The sequence below is a fragment of the Mycobacterium parmense genome (assembly GCF_010730575.1).
In the GTDB taxonomy this organism is placed as follows: Bacteria; Actinomycetota; Actinomycetes; order Mycobacteriales; family Mycobacteriaceae; genus Mycobacterium; species Mycobacterium parmense.
The window spans coordinates 223843-249153 of the sequence record NZ_AP022614.1 but is presented as its reverse complement, the minus strand read 5'-3'; the positions used below and the strand labels follow the sequence as shown (position 1 = coordinate 249153).

At 68.9% G+C, this 25311-nt stretch carries 22 protein-coding genes; 11 read left to right on the top strand and 11 right to left on the bottom strand.

From position 1 onward, the window contains the following. Window positions 1-1746: a serine/threonine-protein kinase PknH/PknJ gene (locus G6N48_RS01125; protein ID WP_085268997.1), complete on the top strand. Its 1746-nt coding sequence runs from the start codon at window positions 1-3 to the stop codon at window positions 1744-1746. A 19-nt stretch (window positions 1747-1765) separates the two neighbouring features. Here the strand turns inward: G6N48_RS01125 and G6N48_RS01120 are convergent, their stop codons facing one another. Both G6N48_RS01120 and G6N48_RS01115 read right to left on the bottom strand, forming a co-directional pair. Then, a complete protein-coding gene (locus tag G6N48_RS01120) occupies window positions 1766-2335 on the bottom strand; it encodes a hypothetical protein (protein WP_085268998.1) in 570 nt (189 codons plus the stop codon). 298 nt (window positions 2336-2633) lie between these two features. Beyond that, window positions 2634-3761, bottom strand: a complete 1128-nt coding sequence (locus G6N48_RS01115; RefSeq protein ID WP_179969836.1) for an adenylate/guanylate cyclase domain-containing protein — start codon at window positions 3759-3761, stop codon at window positions 2634-2636. Window positions 3762-3801: 40 nt separating this feature from the next. Here G6N48_RS01115 and G6N48_RS01110 point away from each other — a divergent pair, with 40 nt between their 5' ends. Continuing rightward, on the top strand, window positions 3802-4302 hold the full coding sequence (locus G6N48_RS01110; RefSeq protein WP_085269000.1) for a DNA-deoxyinosine glycosylase: 501 nt from the start codon (window positions 3802-3804) through the stop codon (window positions 4300-4302). A gap of 62 nt (window positions 4303-4364) precedes the next feature. On the opposite strand, the gene G6N48_RS01105 is transcribed toward G6N48_RS01110, so the two are convergent. Further along, window positions 4365-5750 (bottom strand): amidase, encoded by a 1386-nt coding sequence (locus G6N48_RS01105; RefSeq protein WP_085269001.1) that lies wholly within the window; start codon window positions 5748-5750, stop codon window positions 4365-4367. Between the two features lie 83 nt (window positions 5751-5833). Between G6N48_RS01105 and G6N48_RS01100 the strand changes: the two genes are divergently transcribed. The 3 genes from G6N48_RS01100 to G6N48_RS01090 all read left to right on the top strand — a co-directional run bounded on the left by G6N48_RS01100 (window position 5834) and on the right by G6N48_RS01090 (window position 10723). Beyond that, complete coding sequence (locus tag G6N48_RS01100; protein ID WP_085269002.1) at window positions 5834-6268, top strand: HIT family protein; 435 nt, start codon at window positions 5834-5836, stop codon at window positions 6266-6268. Between the two features lie 3 nt (window positions 6269-6271). Continuing rightward, window positions 6272-6721, top strand: a complete 450-nt coding sequence (locus G6N48_RS01095; protein WP_085269003.1) for a nitroreductase family deazaflavin-dependent oxidoreductase — start codon at window positions 6272-6274, stop codon at window positions 6719-6721. A 114-nt stretch (window positions 6722-6835) separates the two neighbouring features. Further along, window positions 6836-10723: a diguanylate cyclase domain-containing protein gene (locus G6N48_RS01090; protein ID WP_179969835.1), complete on the top strand. Its 3888-nt coding sequence runs from the start codon at window positions 6836-6838 to the stop codon at window positions 10721-10723. Window positions 10724-10727: 4 nt separating this feature from the next. On the opposite strand, the gene G6N48_RS01085 is transcribed toward G6N48_RS01090, so the two are convergent. From G6N48_RS01085 to G6N48_RS01075, 3 genes are read right to left on the bottom strand one after another with little or no spacing between them, the layout of a single operon-like run. Continuing rightward, complete coding sequence (locus G6N48_RS01085; protein ID WP_085269004.1) at window positions 10728-11759, bottom strand: LLM class flavin-dependent oxidoreductase; 1032 nt, start codon at window positions 11757-11759, stop codon at window positions 10728-10730. 41 nt (window positions 11760-11800) lie between these two features. Beyond that, window positions 11801-12931 (bottom strand): FAD-binding protein, encoded by a 1131-nt coding sequence (locus tag G6N48_RS01080; RefSeq protein ID WP_085269005.1) that lies wholly within the window; start codon window positions 12929-12931, stop codon window positions 11801-11803. Then, window positions 12931-13755 carry a uracil-DNA glycosylase gene (locus tag G6N48_RS01075; protein ID WP_085269006.1) on the bottom strand — a complete coding sequence of 275 codons (825 nt, stop codon included), beginning with the start codon at window positions 13753-13755 and terminating at the stop codon, window positions 12931-12933. Before G6N48_RS01075 ends, G6N48_RS01080 begins: the two co-directional genes overlap by 1 nt. Window positions 13756-13826: 71 nt before the next feature. On the opposite strand from G6N48_RS01075, the gene G6N48_RS01070 reads away from it, so the two are divergent. Both G6N48_RS01070 and G6N48_RS01065 read left to right on the top strand, forming a co-directional pair. After that, window positions 13827-15068 carry an MFS transporter gene (locus G6N48_RS01070; RefSeq protein WP_085269007.1) on the top strand — a complete coding sequence of 414 codons (1242 nt, stop codon included), beginning with the start codon at window positions 13827-13829 and terminating at the stop codon, window positions 15066-15068. A 9-nt stretch (window positions 15069-15077) separates the two neighbouring features. Then, window positions 15078-16445, top strand: coding sequence for an FAD-binding oxidoreductase (locus G6N48_RS01065; protein WP_085269008.1), 1368 nt, complete (start codon window positions 15078-15080; stop codon window positions 16443-16445). An 83-nt stretch (window positions 16446-16528) separates the two neighbouring features. Here G6N48_RS01065 and G6N48_RS01060 read toward each other — a convergent pair whose 3' ends face one another. Continuing rightward, the gene (locus G6N48_RS01060; RefSeq protein WP_085269009.1) at window positions 16529-17206 is read right to left on the bottom strand and encodes a TetR/AcrR family transcriptional regulator; all 678 of its coding nucleotides are present in this window, start codon (window positions 17204-17206) and stop codon (window positions 16529-16531) included. 52 nt (window positions 17207-17258) lie between these two features. Between G6N48_RS01060 and G6N48_RS01055 the strand changes: the two genes are divergently transcribed. Then, window positions 17259-17897: an O-methyltransferase gene (locus tag G6N48_RS01055; protein WP_085269010.1), complete on the top strand. Its 639-nt coding sequence runs from the start codon at window positions 17259-17261 to the stop codon at window positions 17895-17897. 123 nt (window positions 17898-18020) lie between these two features. On the opposite strand, the gene G6N48_RS01050 is transcribed toward G6N48_RS01055, so the two are convergent. Both G6N48_RS01050 and G6N48_RS01045 read right to left on the bottom strand, forming a co-directional pair. Further along, window positions 18021-18914, bottom strand: a complete 894-nt coding sequence (locus G6N48_RS01050; protein ID WP_161494206.1) for an alpha/beta fold hydrolase — start codon at window positions 18912-18914, stop codon at window positions 18021-18023. A 144-nt stretch (window positions 18915-19058) separates the two neighbouring features. Beyond that, a complete protein-coding gene (locus tag G6N48_RS01045; protein WP_269475427.1) occupies window positions 19059-19652 on the bottom strand; it encodes a TetR/AcrR family transcriptional regulator in 594 nt (197 codons plus the stop codon). A 246-nt stretch (window positions 19653-19898) separates the two neighbouring features. Between G6N48_RS01045 and G6N48_RS01040 the strand changes: the two genes are divergently transcribed. Continuing rightward, window positions 19899-21140, top strand: a complete 1242-nt coding sequence (locus tag G6N48_RS01040; RefSeq protein WP_163670765.1) for a cytochrome P450 — start codon at window positions 19899-19901, stop codon at window positions 21138-21140. Beyond that, window positions 21140-21718: a TetR/AcrR family transcriptional regulator gene (locus G6N48_RS01035; RefSeq protein ID WP_085269013.1), complete on the top strand. Its 579-nt coding sequence runs from the start codon at window positions 21140-21142 to the stop codon at window positions 21716-21718. Before G6N48_RS01040 ends, G6N48_RS01035 begins: the two co-directional genes overlap by 1 nt. Here the strand turns inward: G6N48_RS01035 and G6N48_RS01030 are convergent. Next, window positions 21715-22857, bottom strand: coding sequence for an acyltransferase family protein (locus G6N48_RS01030; RefSeq protein ID WP_085269014.1), 1143 nt, complete (start codon window positions 22855-22857; stop codon window positions 21715-21717). The genes G6N48_RS01035 and G6N48_RS01030 overlap by 4 nt on opposite strands. After that, the gene (locus tag G6N48_RS01025) at window positions 22854-24569 is read right to left on the bottom strand and encodes a DEAD/DEAH box helicase (protein WP_085269015.1); all 1716 of its coding nucleotides are present in this window, start codon (window positions 24567-24569) and stop codon (window positions 22854-22856) included. Before G6N48_RS01025 ends, G6N48_RS01030 begins: the two co-directional genes overlap by 4 nt. Window positions 24570-24699: 130 nt before the next feature. On the opposite strand from G6N48_RS01025, the gene G6N48_RS01020 reads away from it, so the two are divergent. Beyond that, entirely contained in the window at window positions 24700-25284 is a 585-nt protein-coding gene (locus tag G6N48_RS01020; RefSeq protein WP_085269016.1) for an LppP/LprE family lipoprotein, read from the top strand. Window positions 25285-25311 lie beyond the last annotated feature (27 nt).

Below are 25311 nucleotides of genomic sequence, written 5' to 3'. Positions count from 1 at the left end.
ATGGTCGACGAACAGTCCTCTCGAGTGGGCTCGACCTTCGGCCCCTACCACCTGAAGAGGCTGCTGGGCCGCGGTGGCATGGGCGAGGTGTACGAGGCCGAGCACGCCGTCAAAGGGTGGACCGTGGCGGTCAAGCTGCTCTCGGCACAGTTCAGCAAGGACCCCGTCTTCCGGGAGCGGATGAAGCGCGAGGCTCGCATCGCCGGGCGTTTGCAGGAACCCCACGTCGTGCCGATTCACGACTACGGCGAGATCGACGGTCAGATGTTTCTGGAGATGCGCCTTGTCGAGGGCACCGACCTGGACAGCGTGCTCAGGCGCTTCGGCCCCCTGACCCCGCCGCGAGCGGTCGCGATCGTCACCCAGATCGCCTCGGCCCTCGACGCCGCCCACGCCGCCGGGGTGATGCACCGCGACGTCAAACCGCAGAACATCCTGGTGACCCGCGACGACTTCGCGTACCTGGTCGACTTCGGCATCGCCAGCGCAGCAACCGACGAGAAGATCACTCAGCTGGGCACGGCGGTGGGTACCTGGAAATACATGGCGCCCGAACGGTTTACGAGCGACGAAGTGACCTACCGCGCCGACATCTACGCGCTCGCCTGCGTCCTGCACGAATGCCTCACCGGAGCGGCGCCCTACCAGTGCGACAGCGCGGGAGCCCTGGTGACCGCCCACCTCATGGACCCCATCCCGCAGCCCAGCGTCACGCGCCCGGGCGTCCCGACGGCCTTCGACGCGGTGATCGCGCGGGGCATGGCGAAAAAGCCGGAGGAACGCTACGCCAGTGCCGGTGATCTGGCCCTGGCCGCGCACGAAGCCCTGGACGACCCCGACCAGAATCAGGCCCTGGCCCTCTTGCGGCGCAGCCGGGAAGCCACCCTGCCCGACACGGTCGCGGCCGCTCCACCCCCCGTTCCGGCGGCGACACCCCCGATGCCCTCGGCCTATCCTCCGCCGCCGGCACCCGCCTTCTACGGCAGTGGCAACTGGGGCGCGCCGCCCGGCGCACCGTCGACCGGCCCGCCGGCCTGGAACCGGCCCCCGCCGAAACCGGGGCGAAGCCCTTGGCCGATCGTCGCCGCCGTCGCCGGGGTGCTGGTGGTCGTGGTCAGCGGGGCGGCCCTCTGGCTCGTGCTGCGGCCCAGGCTGGTTGCGCCCCCGGACCCGATACCGGCCGGGCGCCTCGGCGCCCTGCTGCTGGGCCCCGCGGAGGTCAACTCGGTAATGGGCTCCTCGGCCATGCAGCCCGGAAAGCCGATGCAGTCGATGGACGCGTCTGCGGTGACGTTGTCACTGCCGGACTGCCAGGGAGCGCTCTACACGACCCAGGACCCGGTGTACGCGGGCACCGGCTACACAGGCGTGAGCGGCGTGGTGTCGTCCGAACCCGGAGACAACTACGACCACTGGGTCAACCAGGCCGTGGTGGCTTTTCCCTCCGCCGAGAAGGCCAACAGCTTCCTGCAGAGTTCCGCGGACAAGTGGAAGGCCTGCGCCGGCCAGACGGTGACCGTCACCAACAAGGGCAACACCTACCGCTGGGCCTTTGCGCAGGTGCAGGGTGCGCCGCCGAAGATCGCGGTGATGGACTCCCAGGAGGGCGCGGACGGTTGGGAGTGCCAGCGCGCGATGAGCGTGGCCAACAACGTGGTGGTCGACGTCAACGCGTGTGGGTACCACATCAGCAACCAGGGCACCGCGATCGCCGACAAGATCGCCGGCAAGATCACCGCCGACTAGTGGCCGACGCCGCCCGGGCTCACGGCTGCTGGAGATCCGGGCCCTGCGCGCGGAGGTCGTCGACCGTGGACATTGCGTCACGCAGCTTCGCCAGCCACTCCTCGGCGTGCTCACCCACGAGCCGAACCGACCATGCCAGCGCATCGGCGCGGGAGCGGGCCACGCCGGCGTCGACCAACGTGTCGAGTACCTGGCGCTCGGGCTGCTTCAGCCGCGTCATCACCGGAACCGCGATGTGCGTGAACAAGATTCGCTCGGAGCCGACCTCGACGCCCCAGGAGACCTTGCGCCCGTAGCGGTCCTGCGCTTCGTCGGCGATCCGCATGCGCTCCGAGCGGGTCTCTTCGCGGAACCGCGAGGCCCGTCCGGCCGCGCGGGCCTCGCTTTCCTCTTGCTCGGAGGGTTCGGCGAGCTTTCCGACGACGGTGATCTCTTCGCGGTCGACGACGACCGTCGGGTCACCCTCGAACCAGGCTTCGGGCAGCCGGCCGGCGAACCATTCGGCGGCGTCGGTGGCGTCGGGCTGCTGGGCTTGCTGCCAGCCGCCGGGACGGCCGTGCCGCCGTCCGTGGATGTGATTCGATTTCATGATTACATGATTACATCGTTTCATCACTTGCAGAAGGTCGTTCGCTCGCGGTGAACGGCCGCGTGCGCCGGGTCCGGGGACACGGCCCGCGGCTCTTCCGTTTGACGAGCGCGTCAGGGAATGACAAAAGCGTTGATCAGGGGTGGTTGGCGCTGTATTTTTGGTAGCGAAGCAGGCCCGGAAGCGACCAATTCAAAGCGCCGGAATGGGGTAGCAAACCGGCCGCGTTGGACCCGCGCAAGTCGGCGTCCCCGCCCCCCTGAGTCGCCCGGGCCTGCCCATGCGTGGGGGCGGTCTCTCACGTTCCTCGCCGGACCCGGAAAACCTTGACCTCGCTTTTGATGCCCTTGAAGCGACGCGCGCCGGCGAAGGACCCCTGAAACTCGCCGCTGCCGTCGATGGTCTCCCACACCGAGTCCGCGACCAGCACGGCGCCCGGACGCGCGACGTCGGTGACCCGGCTCGCCACGTTGACCGGGCTGCCGAACCAGTCACCGGCCCGGCTGACCGCCATCCCGGAGGCAACACCCGCCCGCAACCGGGGGAACTCGTTGTCAGTGTCCACGGCGTCGACAAGTTTCAGCAGAACGTCCAACAGCGGCACGGGTTCGGGGCACACGAACATCACCGCGTCGCCGATCGTCTTGATGAACCGCACAGGCGGAACGGTCACGTCGCGGGCGAGGTCGGCCAGCCGGTTGGCCACCTGGCCCAGCTCCTCGGCCGACACCGCCTCGCCCATCCGGGTGAAGCCGACGAGGTCGGCGAAGCCGACGGTGACCTCCCGCGCGCCGGGCAGGGGCTTGCCGGCGGCCCGCTCCGCCGCGTTGATCGCTTCGGTCTCCATCATGTGGCGCAGCTGCATGAAGAGCATGTCCTGAATCATCGGACCCAGCATCGGTGCGATGCGGCCCACCAATTCCTTTGAGCTCTTGGCGATTTCCACCTCGCTGGCGCCGGGCCGCATGATGGCCGACAGCGCCGTGTACCGCATGACCTCGGCGGCGCGGGACAACCCTTCGGCGAGCACCCGGACCACCAGCACCAGCTGATCGGGGTCGAGGCCCAGCTCGACGAACTGCTGCGCGTGCGCCGCGGCTTCACCGTCGGCGCGCATGTGCACGACCGCGTCGGGGTCGTCGACGCGGACCAGTCCGATGGCGCGCTGCACCCGTTGCAGCAGCGTCAGGTCGATGCCGTGCGTCTCGCTGATCTCCCGGGTGGACACGTACGTGCCGTCGTCGCCGATGAGGTGGCGGGTGGCCAGCAGCAGCGGCGGGCTGGTCGACCGGATCTCGTCGGCGGTGACGCCCTGCCCGAGCAGCCAGCGCACCAGCTCGGCCCGCTCGGTGCGCGCGGCGCCTTCGAGCCCCTCCAGCAGATCGTCGATGTCTTGATCGCCCCCAGCGGCGCCGTGGCCCTCCACGACGACAACGTACAACGCGGGCAGGCGATGATGGGGGGCGATGAGCACACCGCTGCTGCAGGGCTTCCCGCCGGTGGTCGACGACCATGCCCGCTTGCTGTTCCTCGGCTCGTTTCCCAGCACGCAATCGCTGACCGTGCGCCAGTACTACGCCAACCCACGAAATGCCTTCTGGCCGATAGCCGGTGAGCTCTTCGGATTCTGCCCGGACGCACCGTACGACGCACGGCTGAGCGCACTGCGCTCGCATGGTGTCGCCCTTTGGGACGTGGTGCGCGAATGCCGGCGCGTCGGCAGCGCTGACGCGCGGATCGACCCGAACGAATTGGCAGTCAACGATTTTCAACGACTCTTCGCTGAGTTCCCCCGGATCACTCGGGTCTATTTCAACGGGGCGAAGGCCGCCGAGTTGTACCGCAGGCTGGCGCATGCGGTCGAAGGGGTCCGCTACGAGCGGCTGCCGTCGACGAGCCCGGCCCACGCCGTGCGCCTAGAGACGAAGCTACAAGCCTGGCGCGCGGCGATCGCGAGCGCGGCGTAGCCGGGCGAAGCGGGTCGCCGCGAATCACCGCGGCGATCGCGAGCGCGGCGTAGCCGGGCGCGTCATGAAACCGGCGGGCGCCGGTGGGACCACGGGCGCGCCGTCTCGATCTGAGCGGACAACGAGAGCAGCGTCGCCTCGTCGTAGGGGCGGCCGACGAGCTGCACCGACAAGGGCAGCCCGTCGCCGTCGAAATCCCATGGCACCACGGCGGCCGGCTGCCCCGTCAGATTCCAGATCTGTTGGTAGGGAACGGCCTGCGCGACCAGCAACAGCGTCGACACCGCACCTCGGCGTTGGTAGGCGCCGATGCGGGACGGGCCCGACGCGTTGCCCGGGGTGATCACTACGTCGACGTCGTCGAAGATCGACTGGATCCGGGCGCTGACCGCCGGCTCGGCGGCGCGCACGGCCGCCATCCGCCGGTCGGAGAAGAAGGATCCCAGGCGCGCCAGGTTGCGGGTGCGCGGTTCCAAACGCTCCGGGTGGGCTTGTGCATCGGCGTCGTCGCTGATGCCGCGCAGGTATCGCGGCAGGTAGTTCGCGAAGATCGCCGCCGCTGGATACTCGGGATCGCGTCGCACAACCTCGTGGCCCAGCTCCCGCAGCAACATGCCGGCCTGGTCGACCGCCGCCAGCTCCTCCCTGCCGACCCGCACGGGCAGCGGTGTGGGAACTTTGGTGCTCAACGCGATTCGCAGCCGGCCCGGATCGCGGGCCGCTGCGGAAACGAACTCGCCCTCGGGGCCCGGCACCGACGAGGTCGCGTCCAGGAACAGCGCGGCGTCCCGGACGGACCTTGCGATCGGCCCGTTGACGCTCAGGCCATACCAGGCGTCGTCGTGGGGCTCCAGCGACACGCGATCGCGCTGCGGTTTCAGGCCGAACAAGCCACACCAGGTCGCCGGGATGCGGATGGAGCCGCCGCCGTCGGAACCCAGCGCCAGCGGCGCAAGGCCCGCAGCCACCGCGGCGGCGCTGCCGCCGCTGCTGCCGCCCGGGGTGCGTCGCGGGTTCCACGGGTTGCGGGTGGCGCCGAAGGTGAGGGACTCGGTGTACGGCATCATCATCAGCTCGGGCACATTGGTTTTGCCGAGGACGACCGCGCCCGCGGCGCGAAGTCGCCGGACGACTTCCGCGTCGTCGGTCACGGCGGGCCGGTGCCCCCCGCTGCCGTAGGTCGTCACCTGGCCGGCGACGTCGACATCGTCTTTGATCGCGATCGGTACGCCGAGCAGGGGCCGCCGCTCGCCGGCATCCAGGCGATCCTGCGCCACCGCGGCCTCGTACCGTGCGCTGTCGGCCAGCACCACCCGGTAACAACGCAGCTCGCTGTCGAGGCGCGCGATCCGGTCCAGGTAGACCTCGAGCAAATCCGGTGCGGTCACGGTGCCGTCGGCCAGCATCCGCGCCTGTGCCGCGGCGCCGGCGAAGGCGAGATCTTTCACCGCCGCAGCGTAACTTTCCCGCGGGTCCGGGCCCTGACTGGTCCGGGGCCACCCACAACCGACCGACCAGTACCGTGGGCGACATGTCCTGCGTGTTTTGCGCGATCGTCGCCGGCCAGGCGCCGGCCATCCGGATCTACGAAGACGACGACTACCTCGCGATTCTCGACATCCGGCCGTTCACCCGGGGCCACACCCTGGTGATCCCGAAGCGGCACAGCGCCGACCTCACCGACACCCCGGCCGAGACGCTGGCGGGTATGGCGACCGTCGGCCAGCGCATCGCGCAGGCCGCGCGTGCCACGGAACTGGCCGACGCGACCAACCTGGCGATCAACGACGGCCGTGCGGCCTTCCAGACGGTCTTCCACATCCATCTGCATGTGCTGCCGCGGCGCACGGGCGACAAGCTCTCGGTCGCCAGGGGGATGCTGCTGCGCCGCGACCCCGACCGGGAATCGACCGGGCGGCTCCTCAGGGAGGCCCTCACCCGGATCGATGCGAATCAGCAAGACTGAGCTATGGGCATTTCGAGTTCGTTCGAGCAATTCGCGCTGATACCGATGCTGCGCATCCACGACACGATCTACCAGAAGACGAACGGCCGGATCGGGCACCGGATCCCGGGGATGCCCCCGAGCCTGCTGCTGCACACGACCGGGGCTAAGACGGGTCGGCCGCGCACCACGACGCTGACCTATGCCAAAGACGGGGACTCGTATCTGATCGTTGCCTCCAAGGCGGGCGCCGACACCAACCCCGCTTGGTACCACAACCTGCGCAAGCACCCGGACTGCGAGATCAACGTCGGCCCCAGACGGTTCGCGGTGACGGCGCGGCAGGTCAGCCCCGGTGATGCCGACTACCCGCGGTTGTGGGCGGTTGTGAACCAGAACAACGCCAACCGCTACAGCAATTACCAAGACCGGACGTCGCGGCCCATATCGATCTTTGCGCTGACACCGCACTAATCGGGCGACCCGCCGCGAATCCGCCAACCCGGGACGGCAAAAGCGGTTTAATGCGAGCAGCGCGCCATAACGCGCATATAAAATCACAGCGGGGCGGAATCGGCTGGAGCGGCTATGACACGCTGGACGGGCAATCCGTGGCGGCGGTTGGGACTGCCCGCCCCCGTGGTTTGGCTGATCGCCGGCGTGTACGGCCTGGCGGCCGCGTGCGTGGTCGCCTCGACGATTTTCGGGTTGCGCGGCGCGTATGCGACCCTGCCGGTCGACGAGGCGGTGTCGGTGCTGTGCCTGATATTCGCGGCGGTGTGCGCCGGCTACGCCGCCCGCCGCGGCGATCTGCGCCGCAGAATCGGCTGGCTGTCCCTGACGACGGCCCTCCTGGGCTGGGCGGTCGGCGAGGTCATCTGGGCCGTCTACGACGTCCGGCCGCAACTCGAACACGCGGTACATCCGGCAACGGCCGAGGTGACGCTGCTCGTGTACCCGGTCGGCGTCATGATGTCCTTGACCCTCTTATCCCATGTGTCTCGCCATAGCCCCCGGCGTCTGGTCCTCGACGGCCTCATCCTGGCGACCTCGCTCTTCGTGATCTCGTGGGTCTTCGTCATCGAGAAGCAACTGGGCGAGAACACGGGTTCGCGGCTGCCCACGCTCGCCCAGGTATTCGCCGACGTCGTCATCATGACGACGGGTCTTCTGATGTTGTCGCGGGTCCGACCCGGTGACCTTCCGAGCCGGGGCCTGTTGGCCGCCGGCGCCACGTTGATCGCCGTCGCCGACATCACCGTGGTGTTCGAGACGGGGTTGGGCAGCTATCACGCCGGCGCGCTGGCCGACCTGGGGCGGGTGGCCGGGCTGGGCCTGATGGCGGTGGCCGCCATCGCGAGTGTCACCGAGAAGCCCATGGTTGCGCCCCGGGACGTCATGAGGTTTCGCATCCGGATGTGGCTGCCCTACCTGCCGCTGCTGGTCGCCGCCGTGCTCGGGTGGGTACACAACGTGGCCCGGACGCAGCACAGCGTGATGGCGGCGCTGCTGGGCATCCTGGTGGCCGCGGTGCTGCTGCGACAATTCGTGGTGCTCGTCGAAAACCAGGCCCTGCTGGCCGAAGTGGCGCGAGAAGCGTTCCGCGACAGCCTGACCGGGCTGCCCAATCGGGCACAGTTCCTGCATCGGCTGGAACAGGGGGTCGCCCGGCGGGGTGACGACGCGGCACCGATTGCGGTCCTGTGCCTCGACCTCGACAACTTCAAATCGGTCAACGACGCGCTGGGCCATCCGGCCGGCGACGAGCTGCTGATCCGGGTGGCCGAGCGGCTCAGCGCCTCGCTGAAGGGATCCGGCATTGTCGCGCGCCTCGGCGGAGACGAATTCGCGGTGCTGGTCGAGGGTTCGGTCGAGGAAGCGCAGGCGGTAGCGCAGCGCATCCTCGACGCGTTCAACGCGGCTGTGGTGATCGACGGGGTGCCCGTGGAAGCGCGGCCGAGCATCGGTCTGACGGCGGCCGGCCCCGCGTCGGATTGCACCGTCGATCAGCTCCTGCGGCATGCCGACCTGGCCATGTATGCCGCCAAACGCGAAGGCGGCCAATGCATCCGCAGCTTCGTGCCCGACGCACCATTCTCCCCGTCCGACGACTCGACCGATGCGCTGACGCTTCCCGGGGCCTCCGCGGTCGCCACGCCGGCGCTGATCGCCGGCGCCGCCGCGCCGTCTCGGGACCAGAGCGCCGAAGCGTCCACCACCGCTCGCTGGCCGCCGTCGTCGGTCCAGGTTGCGCTGGTGGCCTTGGCATTCGGCGTCACCGCGTATACCGCCTTGAGCATCCTGGACCCGGACGCCGGCCACAGCGTGCTGTCGAGCGCTCTTTATCCGGCGCTGAATCTCTCGGCCGCCGCGTTGATCGGCCTGCGCGCGTATCGCGTCGTCGAGGACCGGTCGGCCTGGGCACTGATCGCCGCCGGGATGGCGTTGTCGGCCATGGGCGACGTGGTCTACGCGCTGCGTGTGCCGGCGGGGCAGTCCCCCTCGGTCGCCGATCCGGAATACCTGGCCTACTACCCGTTCGTCTACGCCGGACTGGTGCTGCTGATGCGGGCCCGGCTCAAGCGGGTGCCGGTACCCCTCCGACTGGATTGCCTGGTCTGCGCGCTGACCGTGGCCGCGGTGGCGGCGGCGCTGCGGGCCGGGCCGTTCCACGCCGCCGCCACCCGCGCCCCGGCGACCGTCCTCGTGGGCCTGGTCTATCCGTGGGGCGATCTCATCCTGCTCACCCTGGCCGCCGGCATCATGCCGATCATCGGCTGGCGCAACAACTTTCGCTGGTTGTTTCTGGTAGCGGGCCTGGCCCTGTTCGCGGTGGCCGACACGGCCTATCTTTTCGAGACCTCGGCCGGTTCCTACCGTGTCGGCTCCACACTGGACGCCCTGTGGCCCCTGTCGTCGCTGCTGGTGGCCAGCGCCAGCTGGGCCCGATCGTCGTCGGTGCCGGCCAAGCAGGGACAGGGAATCGAGCCGTACGTCAAGCCGATCGCCTGCACCGTGGTGGCGCTGGGGGTCGTGGTTCTGGCCCACGACTCGCGGCTGGCCGCGACCCTGGCGGCGCTGAGTCTGGTCGCAACCGCCGCACGTTTCTCCGTCACCTTCCGTGACATCAGCGTCTTGGCCGAGAACCACAAACACGCCATGACCGACGACGTGACCGGATTGCCGAACCGGCGCTCCCTGGCGACCGCGCTGACCGCCTCGTCGGACTGCGCGCCGGCGGCGTCGGCACGCCAGGCGCTGCTGTTGCTCACGCTCCACGAGTTCCGGGAGATCAACGACTCGGTCGGTCAACGCTTCGGCGACGAGCTGCTGCGCAACATCGCGAAGCGGCTCGCCAAGACCGTCCGCGACGAGGATCTGCTCGCCCGCGTCAGCGACGACGAGTTCGCGGTCCTGCTGGCGGAGGGATCCGACCTCATCACCGCGCGCGCCCAGGCCGGCCGTCTGCTCGAGGCCCTCAGTGAACCGTTCGCGCTGGATCCGATCACCCTGCAGGTCGACGCTCGCATCGCCATCGCGCTGTGCCCCGACCACTGCGACCACCCGCAGGAGTTGCTCACCCGCGCCGAGACGGCGATCCCCCAGGCCGAATCGGTCAAAAGCAAGATCGCCGTGTACGACTCGACGTTCGAGACCTACCGGGACAACGACCCGAATGTCGTCGAGGAGATCCGCGCCGCGCTGTTGAACGGCGACGAGCTGACGCTGTACTACCAGCCCAAGGTCAACGCGCTCGACGGCAGCGTACACAGCGTAGAGGCGCTGCTGCGCTGGCAGCATCCCACCCGCGGGCTGTTGTCACCCGAGGAGTTCCTGCCCGCCGCCGAACGCGCGGGGCTGATGCGCAAAATCGCGAACCGCACGTTCACGCTTGCCCTGCAACAACTTCGGATCTGGCGAGAGCAGGGGTTGACCCTGGCCGTCGCGGTGAACCTCTCGACGACCAACCTGCTCGATCTCGAATTGGTGGGCACCATCGAGCGGCTGCTGCGGTCGCAGCGGCTGCCCTCCGACGCGCTGATCGTCGAGATCACCGAGAGCGCGCTGGTCGACTCGGTGCGGTCGCGGAACACAGTGGCCGAGTTGCAGCGCCTCGGGCTCCGCATCTCGCTCGACGATTACGGCACCGGCTGGTCGTCGCTGGCGCGCCTGCAGGACGTGTCCGTCGACGAGCTCAAGCTCGACCGGGTCTTCGTGGCCCGCCTGGCCCACGATCCGCGCTCCGTCGCGATCGTGCGGTCCACCGTGGCGCTGGCACACAGCTTGGGTGCCGACCTCGTCGCCGAAGGGGTCGAAGACGAGATCACGCTGAACGCCCTGCGCCGGTACGGCTGCACCATCACTCAGGGTTTCGTGCACAGCCCGCCGCTGCCCGCGGACGAGCTCGAAGTGTGGATCGCCGGTCGGGCCCGGCACCATGGAACCAGTTGGTCGCACGTCGGGGTCGTCGACTGATCCGTCAGAACAACTCCTTGGCCAGCAGTTCCAGGGTCGCCACCCGCGCCGGCGCGGTCCGAGGATCCGTGCCGCGGTGGGCCGACGCGACCGGGTGCACCATCACCTCATCGACATCGAACTGTTCGGCCAGCGCGCGCAGCTGGTCGGCGGCCTCAGCGGGCGAACCAAGTACGGCGCGCCGCAGCCCTTCCTCGACGATGCGCTGCTGCTCCGGAGTGAGCCCGGCGCCGTCGGCCTCCTCGACCAACGGCAGCGGCCCGAGCGGCTGCCCGGTGCGCAGCCGCGCCATCATCTGCAGGTTGGGCAACATCAGCGCGGTCGCCTCGTCCCGCGTCTCGGCCACCGCGGCGTTCACCGTCAGGAACGTCACGGGCTCGGGGGTATGCGCGCTGGGTTTGAACCGCGACCGGTAGAGGCTGAGTGCCTCCTCGGTGCCCCTGCCGGAGAAGTGGTGAGCGAACACGTATGGCAGACCCTTGGCGGCCGCCAGATGCGCGGAGTACATCGACGAGCCCAGCAGCCACAACCGCGGTTCGCCGGCGGCGGCGGGGGTGGCCTTGAGCCGGTATTCCCCCGAACGCAGCGGTACCACCACGCCGCGCGCGCTCATCAGCGCCGCCACATCGTCGAGGTATTCGGGGAAGTTCTCGATGTCCCGATCGTCCCGTGTCCCCCGCAGCGCGTACGACGTCACCGGGTCGGAGCCGGGCGCCCGGCCGATGCCCAGGTCGATCCGGCCGGGAGCGGCGGCCTCCAGCAGGGCGAACTGCTCGGCGACCGCAAGCGGCGCGTGGTTGGGCAACATCACACCACCCGACCCGAGCCGCAGCTGCGAGGTCTGCGCGGCCAGATATGCGATCAGGACCGGCGGGCTGGTGGCACCGACTGACGGCATGTTGTGGTGCTCGGCGACCCAGTAGCGGGTGAAGCCCAGCCGGTCCGCGGCCTGCGCCAGCTGCACGGTGGCCGCCAGCGCGTCGCCGGTCGTCTGGTCCGTGCGCACCGGGACGAGATCAAGAACGGAAAGACGCACGCCCTACTCAACACCCGGTGTCGCGGGAACGTTCCCGGTGCTCAGTAGTCCTTGATGGTGATCGATTGCACGATGCGCTCGAACACCTCCTGGGGGATCGGCGCGCCGCCCGGGATGTTGTCGACGACCAGCCACTGGTTGCGGTTCACATAGTCCTGGAAAGCCTGCTGGTAATTGATGAAGCCGAGTCGGTGGTCGACTTCGCCGTCCTGGGTGGCCGCAGCGAGCTCGCCGGCGAGGATGTAGGCGCCGAGCAGCGCGACGCTGGTCCCCTGTCCCGACAGGGGCGAGCAGCAGTAACCGGCGTCGCCGACCAGCACCACCCTGCCCTGCCACCAGCGCTCCATCTTGATCTGCGCCATCTCGTCGAAGTAGAAGTCCGGCGCCGAACGCATGTACTGCAGCAGCTGCGGCCGCACCCAGCCATCGCCGGCCATCCGCCGCTCCAACTCGGCGAACTGCGCTTCGGTGTCGCGGTAGTCGATGTGCAGGTCGGGATCCATGAAGCCCAGCATGGCCCGCGCCTCGGTGTTGTTGCGGGCGCTGTAGACACCGGCCATGGTGGAGTCCCCGTAATGCCAGGTCTGCCAGTAGTCGAGGTCCAAGAAGTTGGGCACGGTGAAGATCGCGGCATGCGTCCCCAACCGCTCGATGAACTGCTCCTCGGGGCCGAAGACCAGCCGGCGCACGTTGGAGTGCAGCCCGTCGGCGCCGATCACCAGGTCGAAGTTGCGCGCGGCGGCGCGCTCGAACGTGACACCGACCGAGCTGCCCTCGTCGTGCAGCGCCACGATGCTGTCGCCGAAGATGAAATTGACTTTCAATTGCGTTGCCTGATAGAGCAATTCGACGAGGTCGTCGCGCAGGAGCTCGATGTCCGGGCCGGCGATCAGACCGCCGGTAGGTGTGGATTCGGTGTCCTGGGACAGCTCGTTGCCCTCGCCGTCCACGACGGAGGAACCCCGCATGCGTGTCCTGAGATGGTCGGCGGCCGCCCGCAACCACATGCGCTCGAGCACCACCAGCGCCGGACCGCGCACGTCGATCGCCTGACCGCCGGGCCGGATCCCGGGATGGCGTTCGACCACGGTCACCGAATAGCCGTGGTGGGAAAGCCAATACGCCGCTGTGAGACCGGCCACACTGGCGCCGGAAACCAAAACGTCAGTCACTAGATCTCTGCCAGCTTCCTCGCGTTGCTGAAGATGTCGTCGAGCATCATCGGAGTCAACCTACCGGTGAACATATTTTGCTGGCTCGGGTGGTAGCAGCCGAGCAACCGCACCCCCGAGCTCAGCTCCGCGACGACGCCGTGTCCGAAACGCGGCCTCGGCACCCCCGGGGCCCCGGGCAGTTGCAGCGCCAGCTGCCAGGCGAAACCGCCCAAGGCCACGATGACGCGGACATGGTCGGACACCAGCCGCCATTCGGCGTCCAGCCACGGCCGGCACGTGTCGCGCTCCGCCGGCGTAGGGGCATTGGCCGGGGGCGCGCAACGCACCGGCGCGACGATCCGGATCTTATTGGCACGCAAGCCGTCCGCGGCGTCCACACTGGTCGGCTGGTTCACCAGCCCGGCACGATGCAGCGCCGCATACAGCTGATCGCCGGAGCGGTCGCCGGTGAACATCCGCCCGGTCCGGTTGGCGCCGTGCGCGGCCGGCGCGAGCCCCACGATCAGCAGCCGCGGCCGCTCCGACCCCCAGCCCGGCACCGGGCGTCCCCAGTACGGCTGGTCGGCAAACGCGCGGCGCTTGACGACGGCGACGTCCTCGCGCCACTGAACCAGCCGCGGGCAGGCCCGGCAGACACTGACCAGGGCGTCGAGCTCGGGGATGGATCCGGCCTCGGCGGCCAGCGCGGCCACCCGCGCAGCGTCGCCCGCCACCGGGGTCTGCGGCGTGGCGGGGTCGCCCGGCCATCCGGTTCCGGGACCCACCGGCGACCCGAAGGGCCAGCCGGTGTTCGGGTGGGCGAGCACATGAACATCCTGCATTCCGGCGGTGGCCGCGACGAAATCCGGTGGCTCCCGACGTCCTCTGGCGCTACATTCAGCCGCGACCTCCGATGACAAACAGCAGCCGCGGTCCGGCGTTTCTGATCCTGTTCGCCACGATGACGGCGACCGGGGGCACCGGCATTTCGCTCGTCGCGTTCCCGTGGCTGGCCCTGCAGCACGACGGCAGCGCGCGCGACGCGTCCATCGTGGCCGCCGCCATGACCGTGCCGTTGGTGATCTCCACGCTGGTGGCCGGTACGGCCGTCGACTTCTTCGGGCGCCGCCCGGTGTCGCTGGTCTCCGACTCCCTGTCGGGGCTGGCCGTGGCCGCCGTCCCGCTGCTCGCCTGGTTCCTCGGTGGCCACGCCGTCAACGTCGCCGGGCTCGCCGTCCTGGCGTTCTTCTCGGCCGCGTTCGATCCCGCCGGGGCCACGGCGCGCCAGTCGATGCTGCCGGAGGCCGCCGCCCGCGCCGGCTGGTCGCTGGACCGCACCAACAGCGTCTACGAGGCGATCCTCAACCTCGCGTACATCCTGGGCCCGGGCATCGGCGGGCTGATGATCGCCACCGTGGGCGGCGTCAACACCATGTGGGTCACGGCGGGGTGCTTCGGGTTCTCCTTCCTCGGCATCGCGGCGTTGCGGCTCGAGGGCGCCGGCAGGCCGCACCACGCGACCCGGCCCGAGGGCTTGGCGTCCGGGATCGCCGAGGGCGTCCGGTTCGTCTGGAACCTGCGGGTGCTGCGCACGCTCGGCCTGATCGACCTGGTCGTCACCGCGCTGTATCTGCCGATGGAGAGCGTGCTGTTTCCCAAGTACTTCAGCGACCATCACCAGCCCGCCCAGCTGGGCTGGGCGCTGATGGCGCTCGGGGTCGGCGGCGTGGCGGGCGCGCTCGGCTACGCCGTGCTCTCGAACCGCACGCGGCGGCGCACGGCCGTGCTGACCGCCACCCTGACCTTCGGCGCCGCGACGACCGGCATCGCCTTCCTGCCGCCGCTGCCGGTCATCCTCGTGCTGTGCGCGGTGACCGGACTGGTCTACGGGCCGATCCAGCCGATCTACAACTACGTCATGCAGACCCGCGCGCCGCGCCACCTGCGCGGCCGGGTGGTCGGGGTGATGACGGGACTGACCTACGCGGCGGGCCCGCTCGGCTTGCTGGTCGCCGGCCCGCTGGCCGACGCCGCCGGGCTCGAGGCCACCTTCCTGACGCTGGCGGTGCCCATCCTGGTGGTCGGCGCCGTTGCGTGCGCGCTGCCCTCGCTGCGCGAGCTCGACGGGGCCCCGGAGGTGGCCGGACAACCGTAGGATCGGCGCGTGAACCCTGATCCGCTGGCAAGTCTGATCGCCGCGCTGCCCGCCGGGATGGTGGTCACCGATCCGACCGTGACCGAGGGTTACCGGCAGGACCGCGCGCTCGACCCGTCGGCCGGCAAGCCGCTGGCCGTGGTCCGGCCGCGGCGCACCGAGGACGTGCAGACCGTGCTGCGCTGGGCCACCGCCAACGGCGTCCCGGTGGTGCCGCGGGGGGCCGGCAGCGGCCTGTCCGGCGGGGCGACCGCGCTGGACAACGGGATCGTGCTGTCCACGGAGAAGATGCGTGACATCTCCGTCGACCCCGTGACCCGGACCGCCGTGTGCCAGCCCGGGCTGTTCAACGCCGAGGTGAAGAAAGCTGCCGCCGAGCACGGCCTCTGGTACCCGCCGGACCCGTCGTCGTACGAGATCTGCAGCATCGGGGGCAACATCGCCACCAACGCCGGCGGATTGTGCTGCGTGAAGTACGGCGTCACCACCGATTACGTGCTGGGCATGCAGGTGGTGCTGGCCGACGGCACCGCGGTGCGGCTGGGCGGCCCGCGGCTCAAGGACGTCGCAGGCCTGTCGCTGACCAAGCTGTTCGTCGGCAGTGAAGGCACGCTGGGCGTCGTCACCGAGGTGACGTTGCGGCTCGTACCCAAGCAGAACGCGTCCAGCATCGTGGTGGCCGGCTTCGCCTCGGTCGAGGCTGCGGTCGAGGCGGTGCTCGGCGTCACCGCCCGGCTTCGGCCCTCGATGCTGGAGTTCATGGATTCGGTGGCGATCAACGCCGTCGAGGACACCCTGCACATGGACCTGGACCGTTCGGCCGCGGCGATGCTGGTGGCCGGCTCGGACGAGCGCGGCCGGGCCGGCAGCGACGATGCCGAGGTGATGGCCGCGGTGTTCGCCGAAAACGGCGCCACCGAGGTGTTTGCGACCGACGATCCCGACGAGGGCGAAGCATTTGTCGCGGCCCGCCGGTTCTGCATTCCCGCCGTCGAGACCAAGGGGTCGCTACTGCTCGAAGACGTCGGGGTCCCGCTTCCGGCCCTGGGCGCGCTGGTCACCGGGATCGCACGGATCGCGGCAGCGCGCGACCTGATGATCTCGGTGATCGCGCACGCCGGCGACGGCAACACCCACCCGCTGATCGTGTACGACCCCGCCGACGCCGCCATGACCGCGCGTGCCCACCTCGCCTTCGGCGAGATCATGGATCTGGCCGTCGGCCTCGGCGGCACCATCACCGGCGAACACGGCGTCGGCCGGTTGAAGCGGCCGTGGCTGGCCGGCTACCTGGGCCCCGAGGTGATGGACCTCAACCGCCGCATCAAGGCTGCGCTGGACCCGCAGGGCATCCTGAACCCGGGCGCGGCCATCTGAGCGCGCTTGCTGGACGTTGCCAAACGGCGTGGTGAAGAGCATCTCCGGGCATGCCGGGGCGATTCTTAACTAGCGATTCTTAACTAGCACTGACGCCTGGGTTTGCCATCGGGTGCTGGTGCAGTGCGCGTCTCCGGCGGTGGCGCATCCGGCGTCCACCGAAGATGGCATATCGACAGGACGTCATCGATAACGGCGTCGATGAAGGTGTCATCGATCGGTTCACCCGTCACGATTACCCGATAGTGCATGGGCCCCACGAGCTTCTCCGCCAGCGCGGGCATATCGGTGTCGGGTGATAACTCACCGCGAGAGATTGCACGTTCGAACGGCTTTTGGTCTCGACTTCGCTGATCGCTGAGGTAGCGGGCTCGAAATGTGTTGGCAAGCTCCGGATCGTGTTGCGCCTGACCCACGAGTGCGCGATACACGGCGCCGGCGTCGTCGACGGTGAGGAATGCTGCTGTGGAGCGCAAGTGTGCGCGCAGATCAGTCTCGAGAGTGCCGGTGTCGGGCGGTTCAAGGTCGGCGGCCGCGTCTTCGAGGAAGGCATCCATCAAGACCTCGGTTTTGGAGTTCCACCAGCGGTAGACGGTTTGTTTTGCCACTCCGGCCGCCTTGGCGATGCCCTCGACGGTCACTGCCATGAAGCCTTTCTCCACGAGTAGGTCGTCGGCGGCGCGAAGAACGGCCGCACGTGCGGCCTCACTGCGCCCGTGCCGGTTGCCGCGATGCGATGGGATATCGGACACACTGCTCACCTAACACCATGCCTTTCTAGACAATACGCAACGGTGCGTCTAGTCTAGCGGGGTGACTGCGACCCTCAATCAACCTCAATACGCCTCGATCATCACTCGCCTATTCGCCAATGCGCAGCTGGATAGCAAGCGCCGACAGGGCATGTCTCCTACTGACTACCCGATCGACGAACGGGCCGACGCGTGCCAGGACTACTACCTGTCCGTAGCCCCCGAATCGGGCCGACTGCTCTACAGCCTCGTTCGTGCGGTCAAACCGACGACGATCGTGGAATACGGCATGTCGTACGGGATCTCGACACTGCACCTGGCAGCCGCCGTCCGCGACAACGGAACCGGACACATCGTCACCACCGAGATGAGCTCTCGCAAGCTGGCGGCGGCCCGCGCAACGTTTGCCGAAGCCGGGGTCGCTGACCTGATCACCATCCTGGAAGGCGACGCCCGCAGCACCCTCACCACAATCGAAGGCCCGGTGCAGTTCGTGTTACTCGACGGCTGGCCCGATCTCGACCTGGAGGTCGTCAAAATCCTCGAGCCGGTCCTGGCGCCCGGCGCACTCATCCTCGGTGACAACGTCAACCTCGACCCGAAGCGAAGCTACCTCAACTACATTCACACCCCCGAGAACGGTTACGTCAGCACTTCCCTGCCGCTCGACAAAGGCATGGAGCTGGCCGTCTTCGGATAGAGGGCCCCAATCGGTTTGGTCCTTGATGCAGTGCCTGACAGCCAGCGCGGTGACCGCGGTGCCCGGGCGGCTTCGATCGATTCGCCCAGGTGGCGGCAGATCGGAGCGGCAACGCCAACCGGCTTAGTGCGCGCCGTCGCTGTCCCGCATGAAGGCGTCGACGACCTCGTTGAATTCGTCTGGGTTCTCTTCCTGTACAAAGTGATTCGGTGAACGAACGATGACGTGACGGCCTGCCAGCAAACGCGCCAGCGCCCGCCCGACCGAATCCTGGTTCGGTGTGTACCCTCCGGATATCACCAACACCGCAAGCTGCGCGTCGACGACGGTCTTGGCTGCCCTCGTCAACACTTCTGGCGTCGCCATCTGTGCCTGCAGCAGCGAGCAGCCAAGGCCGTGGGCGCGTGCGGGGTCCACTTCCAGCATTGCCGCAGACGGGTTGGGCCCCTCGGCCGCGCCGTTGCCGAGACGCTGCGCGAAAGACCGGGCGAACTCGGCCGGCGTCTCGGATTCGAGCAGCGCATCCACCACGATCCGGGTCCCCTCCTGGACATCGGGGGCGGCCATACTTTCGGTGTCGGCGGCGACCATCGCCTGTAGCGCCGGCTCGATCAGGATCAGCGAGGCGACCGCTGCGGGACGCTGGGCCGCTGCGAGCAGCGCCACGGCACCGCCAAACGAGTGGCCGATTAGGTGGCTGCGGTCGCCCAGAAGTCCGGCGATCAGTTCGGCGTCGGTCTGCATGTTGTCAGGCCCGCGCGACGGGCTGGCCCCAAAGCCGGGGCGGTCGACCAATTTAAGCCGCCATCCCTGATCGGCCAGCGGTCGCTGCCCGCCGAAATTGGCCGGGCCGCCACCGATGCCGCCCTGGACGCCACCGTGGACCAGTAAGACGTCCGGCCCGGTGTCACCCCAGTGAGTCACGTGTAGCGGTAGGTCGGCGGCGCCGTCGGGGATATGCATCGGGGAGCACTGCCCGAGGAGTTTGCCCCAGCGTTCAGCGACCTCCTGGATCATTCCGAGCTCACTCGCATCTGTCACTGGTGATCTCCTGCTCCCGGGTCGGTCAGCCATTTGAGCCCGTCGCGCTTCATTTTTCGCTCCAGATCGGCGCCCCGTGTCGGCAGTTCACCGGTGCGAGGAAAGCCGGGGCCACCTCGGTCATGCGGTATCGGTTCGCTTCGGCTCAGGCAGACCGGCGGCGACTTCGGTGAGGGCGTGGCGCAGCAGCGGTACCAGTGCGACGGGCGGATCAGCCGCCAGGAAGGTGGCGATCGCCGCCTGAGTTGCGGCGGTAACGACCGCAGTCACCAGCCGCGGGTACAGGTCCCCGTCCGCATCGGCCCCCACGCGGGCTGCGACGGCCGCGGTGAACGGGTGGCCAACGGACAGGGCGTCGGCCAGAATGTCGCCTTGCAGTGCCGGCGCCCCATAGATCAGCCGCAGCTCGGCGATGGTCGCCCGGTCCGGCTGCGTGTGCCCGCGACCGTAGCTGCCCCATTGTTCCAGCAGAGCTTCGATGATCGCCTCCCAAAGCGGCTCGCCGTCCGGGCGTTCCTCCAAGGCGAGGGCGGCATGGCGCATTCGATCGACGTAGCGCGCGGTCAGCGCCGCGTACTTGCTGTCGAAGTAATTGTTGAAAGTGCGCGCTGAGACGTTCGCGGCGGCGGCGATGTCTTCGACCCGCAGCGCGTCGAGCCCGCGTTCGAGCGCCAACCGCGCCGCCGCTGCGGCTAGCGCGTCGCGGGTCTGCAGTTTCTTGCGCTCGCGCAGTCCGTGCCCCGAACGCTTCGGTGATGAGGTGTCGATGCACGCCAGAATAGCGAAAGCTGCGGGGCGCGCAAGTTTGCGTCTGGTGCAAGTTTGACGCTGGGAGGCTCGCAGTCAAGGCTCCCGCGGCCGACGGGGTCGGCGGCCCGCTGAACGCTTGTTGCCTCCTTGGTCACACCGTACGTTCGGCGGGTTGTTGACATCTCGCGGAGACTGTCGTACAAATGAGACATGACGGCGTTGATGTCTCACAGCCCTCAGGTCAGGTTCGAGCTCGCCACCGCCGAGACGTGGCCGAACCCCTGGCCGATGTATCGCGCGCTGCGCGAACACGATCCCGTTCACCACGTCGTGCCTCCCAAACATCCCGAGGACGACTACTACGTGCTGTCCCGCCATGCCGACGTCTGGGCGGCGGCCCGCGACCACGAGACCTTCTCCTCCGCCCAGGGGCTGACCGTCAGCTATGGCGACCTGGAAATGATTGGACTGCAGGATAATCCGCCGTTTGTGATGCAGGATCCCCCCGCGCACACCGAGTTCCGCAAACTGGTGTCACGCGGCTTCACGCCGCGACAGGTCGAGGCGGTGGAGCCCAAGGTGCGCGAGTTCGTCGTCGAGCGCATCGAGCGGCTGCGCGCGGACGGCGGCGGCGACATCGTCACCGAGCTGTTCAAGCCGCTGCCGTCGATGGTGGTCGCGCACTATCTCGGGGTGCCCGAGCAGGATTGGGCGCAGTTCGACGGCTGGACCCAGGCGATCGTCGCGGCAAACACCGCCGAAGGCGGCGTCGGGGGTGCGCTGGAAACCGTCGGTGATGCGGTGGGGTCGATGATGGCCTACTTCACCGGGCTCATCGAACGGCGCCGCGCCGAGCCCGGCGACGACACCATTTCCCACCTGGTCGCCGCCGGGGTCGGTGCCGACGGCGACATTTCGGGCACCCTGTCGATTTTGGCGTTCACCTTCACGATGGTCACCGGTGGCAACGACACCGTCACCGGCATGCTGGGCGGATCGGTGCCGCTGCTCGCCCAGCGACCCGACCAGCGAGAGTTGTTGGTGGACAACCCGAGCCTCATCCCCGATGCGGTCGACGAGCTGCTCCGCCTCACCTCGCCGGTGCAGGGTCTGGCGCGCACGGTCACCCGCGACGTGACGATCGGTGACACGACGATCCCAGCCGGGCGCAGGGCGTTGCTGCTCTATGGTTCGGCCAACCGCGACGAACGCCAATACGGGCCCACCGCAGGCGAACTCGACGTGACCCGGCGCCCGCGCAACATCCTCACTTTCAGCCACGGCGCGCACCACTGCCTGGGCGCGGCCGCGGCCCGCATGCAATCCCGGGTTGCGCTGACCGAGCTGCTGGACCGCTGCCCTGACTTCGACGTGGATTACCCTGGAATAGTCTGGGCGGGAGGCAGTTACGTGCGGCGCCCGCTGTCGGTGCCCATCCGGGTGAAATCCTGATGCCCGGCGACTGGCTGGGGACCCGGCGCGTCGAGGTGGCCGCGGACCGGATCCTCGACGCCGCCGAGCGGCTCTTCACCGAGCGCGACCCGACCACGATCGGGATGAGCGAAATCGCCACTGCCGCGGGGTGTTCCCGCGCGACGCTGTACCGCTACTTCGACAACCGCGAGGCGCTGCGGACGGCGTATGTGCACCGCGAAACGCACCGGTTGAGCCGCGCGGTCACGGAGCGGATCGAGGGAATCGACGACCCACGCGAGCGGCTGGTCGCGAGCATCACCGCGGTGTTGCGGATGGTCCGCGACAGCCCCGCGCTGGCGTCGTGGTTCGCGGCCAGCCGCCCGCCGATCGGCGGGGAGCTGGCCGGGCGCTCCGAGGTGATCACGGCGCTGGCCGCCGCCTTCGTGAACTCGCTGGGCCCGGAGGATCCCGCCGTCGTGCAACGCCGGGCGCGCTGGGTGGTGCGGGTTCTGACGTCATTGCTGCTGTTTCCGGGCAGCGACGAGGCCGACGAGCGGGCGATGATCGAGGAGTTCGTCGTCCCCACGGTGGCCCCGCTCGGCGCCGGCCGCTAGTTCTGCCGCACCCGCGTGAAACGGTGCAGCAGCCAGGCCAGCGGGATGGTGAGCACCATTGTCGCCACGAACAGGTACAGCATCGAGCCGGTGTAGACGTGCGCCCGTACCACGTACACCATCGCGAACTCCATGGTGATCAGGTGGATGAGGAAGATCTCGTAGGAGATCTCGCCCAGCCATACCATCGGCCGGGTGGCCAGCAGTTGGTAGTACCACCCGTGGTCGCCGAGAGCCAGCGGGGCCACGGCCAGCGTGGCGATCACGGCGTAGAACACGGTCTTGACAACCGCCTCGTTCAGCGAGGCGGGAGAGGTCGTGGGCGCACCGGCGATGGGGGTCGCGACGATGAAATAACATATCGTCGCCAGCGGTATGGCCACGAAGGCGTACCCGCGCACCCCCATCGCCTGCAGCACGGCCAGTGCCATGCCGCCGAGAAACCAGGCCAGGTAAGTGGGCAACCACAGCCGGGCGCCGTCGGGGAACCAGTGATCGGCGTGCACCAGCACCAGCCATGCCGGGCTGATCAGCGCCAGCGCGGCCAGGGCGCCGAGCATCAACCGGGGTTGCCAACGTCGCCGACAGATCAGCACCAGCAACCCATACGCCAGAAGCGGCAGGATCACGTAGAACGACGCCTCCACCGCCAGGCTCCACATCTGGGTCAGACCCTGGTGCAGATACTTGCCGAGGTAACCGTCGCAGTAGATCTGCGTCAGGGTGAGATTGCGCGCGAGCCCCAGCCAGGAGTGTCCGGGGTTCGGGCCCGCCTCGCGGAAGTGGTACAGCACGTAGGCGAACAGCACGGTGATCACATACGCCGGCATGATGCGCCGAACCCGGTGCCGCGCATAACGACTCAGCGACGGCGGGGCGACACCGGTGGCGGCAGACTTGACCCACGGGCCGAACAGCAGGTAGCCCGACAGTACGAAGAAGATCGGCACGCCGACCTCCAATCGGGCGCCCACCAGCCCCCAGTAGCCGTGGGTGTACTTCCCGGTGGTGTAGGCGGCGTGGGTGCCGACGACCAGGAGGGCGGCCACCGCGCGTATTCCCGTCAGCGAGGCGACCCGGTCGACGCGAGAGGTCTGCTCGAGGCCGCCCTGGGCGTCCATCTCCTCGGACAGGGTCATCCCGCGTGTTTTCCGCGCGGGTTGCCGCCGTCACGGCCGCGGTATTTGCCGGGCGGCTTTCCCGGCGACCTCTCGGGCTTCAGGTCGATCAACACCCCCGAGATGCGGGTCTTGTCCAGCTTTTTCAGCGTCTCACGCGTCAGCTTCGCGGGCAGCTCCACCAGCGAGAAGTCGGGCCCGATGGCGATGTGGCCGAAGTCGCTGCGATGCAGGCCGCCCTCGTTGGCGATGGCGCCCACGATTGCGCCCGGCCCGATCTTGTGCCGTTTGCCCACGGCGATGCGATACGTGGCGAACGGGCGTGTGTTCCGCGGCTTTTCGGCGCGGTCCCGGCCGTCGTCGCCGTGCCGTCTGGTGCGCTCGGCCGGTGGCTCGGGTGCCATGAGGAACGCCTCGCCGTCGCGGGACTGGACCGCCAGCGCCGCGGCGATGTCCGCCATCGGAACGTCGTGCTCGCGTTCGTAGTCCTGCACCAATTTGCGGAACAACTCGATGCCGGGGGCGCCCAGCGCGCCGGTGATGGAGTCGGCGAACTTCGCCACCCGCTGAGCGTTGACGTCTTCGACCGTGGGCAGTTCGGCCTCGGTGAGCGACTGGCGCGTGGCCTTCTCGATCGCCCTGAGCAGGTGGCGCTCCCGCGGCGAGACGAACAGCAGTGCACTCCCCGAACGCCCCGCCCGACCGGTCCGCCCGATGCGGTGGACGTAGGACTCGGTGTCGTGCGGGATGTCGTAGTTGAGCACGTGCGATATCCGCTCGACGTCCAGCCCGCGCGCGGCCACGTCGGTGGCGACCAGGATGTCGAGGCTGCCGTCGCGCAGCGCGGCGATGGTCCGCTCCCGTTGCGCCTGCGCGATGTCACCGTTGATGGCGGCCGCGGAGAAGCCGCGGGCCCGCAGCTTTTCGGCCACCTCCTCGGTGGCCTGCTTGGTGCGGACGAACACGATCATCGCCTCGAAGGGCTCGACCTCGAGGACACGGGTCAGGGCGTCCATCTTGCGGGGACCGGCGACCTGGATGTAACGCTGCGAGATGTTTTCGGCGGTGGCGGTTTTCGCCTTGGAGGTGACCTCGAAAGGGTCGTGCAGGTACTTGGTGGTGAGCTTGCGGATCGCCGGGGGCATGGTCGCCGAGAAGAGGGCGACCTGCTTGTACTCCGGGGTGTCGGCCAGGATGCGCTCGACGTCCTCGGCAAACCCCATGGTCAGCATCTCGTCGGCCTCGTCGAGCACGAGGTAGTCGACGCGCGAGAGGTCCAGTGTTCCCCGCTCGAGATGGTCGATGACCCGGCCGGGCGTGCCGACGACCACCTGCGCGCCGCGCCTCAGACCGGCCAGTTGCACGGTGTAGGACGATCCGCCGTAGATGGGCAGCACGTTGATCTGCGGCAGGTGGGCCCCGTAGCGGCTGAACGCCTCGGCGACCTGCAGGGCCAGCTCGCGGGTGGGCGCCAGCACCAGCGCCTGGGTCGCCTTGCTGGTGACGTCGATCTTGGAAAGGATCGGGATCGCGAATGCCGCCGTCTTGCCGGTGCCGGTCTGTGCCAGTCCGACGACGTCAGAGCCCGCCATCAGGGCCGGGATGGTGGCGGCCTGGATGCCGGTGGGTGACTCGTAGCCGACGTCGGCCAGCGCACGCAAGACGGATGGGTGAATGCGCAGGTCGGCGAAGGTGGGTGAGGCAGCGTCGGGTGAGCTGTCCGGGAGGTTCATCGCCCACGGAGTCTAGTTGGGGGCCGCAAGCTCGGCGTAGCCGAGCGCGGCGGGTCGCTGTAGCCGAGCGCGGCGGCACGCGGGCACGCCTGTCACACCGGTCGGCCCGAGGACGGTACGGTGCGTCGATGTGTGGTCGTTAGCCTGCCGTGCCAAGCCCCTGACCGGGCTGGCCGCCGCCCTCCTGATCGCCGCGACGCCGGGCTGCGGGTCCGGCGACTCAACCGTCGCGAAGACGCCGCAGCCGACGAGCATCACGCCGTCGATCACCGCTCCCGCGACGCCGATCCCGACGTCGGCCGCGGCGGCGCCGGGCGTCAGCACGCCCGCGGATCCCTGCGCGGTCAACCTCGCCGCGCCGGCCATCGCGAAGGTGGTGTCCGAACTGCCCCGTGACCCGCGCAGTCAGCAGCCGTGGAACCCCGAGCCGCTGGCCGGCAACTACAACCAGTGCGCTCAGCTGTCGGCGGTGATCGTGAAGGCCAACACCAACGCCGTCAACCCCACGACGCGGGCCGTGCTGTTCCATCTCGGGCAGTTCATCCCGCAGGGGGTCCCGGACACGTACGGCTTCAACGGCATTGACCCGGCGCAGACCACCGGGGACACCGTGGCGCTGACCTATCCGGGCGGCTTGAACGGCCTGAACACCGACGTGCGCTTCCACTGGAACGGCAACGCGGTCGAGCTGATCGGTAACGTGCCGGGCCACTGACCCGGGGGCCCGCCGACAACGGCCCCG

Coding starts and splice junctions, on each gene's coding strand:
- G6N48_RS01090 (WP_179969835.1), top strand. CDS start 6,836: ATGACACGCTGGACGGGCAATCCGTGGCGGCGGTTGGGACTGCCCGCC.
- G6N48_RS01070 (WP_085269007.1), top strand. CDS start 13,827: ATGACAAACAGCAGCCGCGGTCCGGCGTTTCTGATCCTGTTCGCCACG.
- G6N48_RS01040 (WP_163670765.1), top strand. CDS start 19,899: ATGACGGCGTTGATGTCTCACAGCCCTCAGGTCAGGTTCGAGCTCGCC.
- G6N48_RS01120 (WP_085268998.1), bottom strand. CDS start 2,335: ATGAAATCGAATCACATCCACGGACGGCGGCACGGCCGTCCCGGCGGC.
- G6N48_RS01030 (WP_085269014.1), bottom strand. CDS start 22,857: ATGACCCTGTCCGAGGAGATGGACGCCCAGGGCGGCCTCGAGCAGACC.
- G6N48_RS01095 (WP_085269003.1), top strand. CDS start 6,272: ATGGGCATTTCGAGTTCGTTCGAGCAATTCGCGCTGATACCGATGCTG.
- G6N48_RS01050 (WP_161494206.1), bottom strand. CDS start 18,914: ATGATCCAGGAGGTCGCTGAACGCTGGGGCAAACTCCTCGGGCAGTGC.
- G6N48_RS01100 (WP_085269002.1), top strand. CDS start 5,834: ATGTCCTGCGTGTTTTGCGCGATCGTCGCCGGCCAGGCGCCGGCCATC.
- G6N48_RS01110 (WP_085269000.1), top strand. CDS start 3,802: ATGAGCACACCGCTGCTGCAGGGCTTCCCGCCGGTGGTCGACGACCAT.
- G6N48_RS01125 (WP_085268997.1), top strand. CDS start 1: ATGGTCGACGAACAGTCCTCTCGAGTGGGCTCGACCTTCGGCCCCTAC.
- G6N48_RS01035 (WP_085269013.1), top strand. CDS start 21,140: ATGCCCGGCGACTGGCTGGGGACCCGGCGCGTCGAGGTGGCCGCGGAC.
- G6N48_RS01025 (WP_085269015.1), bottom strand. CDS start 24,569: ATGAACCTCCCGGACAGCTCACCCGACGCTGCCTCACCCACCTTCGCC.
- G6N48_RS01075 (WP_085269006.1), bottom strand. CDS start 13,755: ATGCAGGATGTTCATGTGCTCGCCCACCCGAACACCGGCTGGCCCTTC.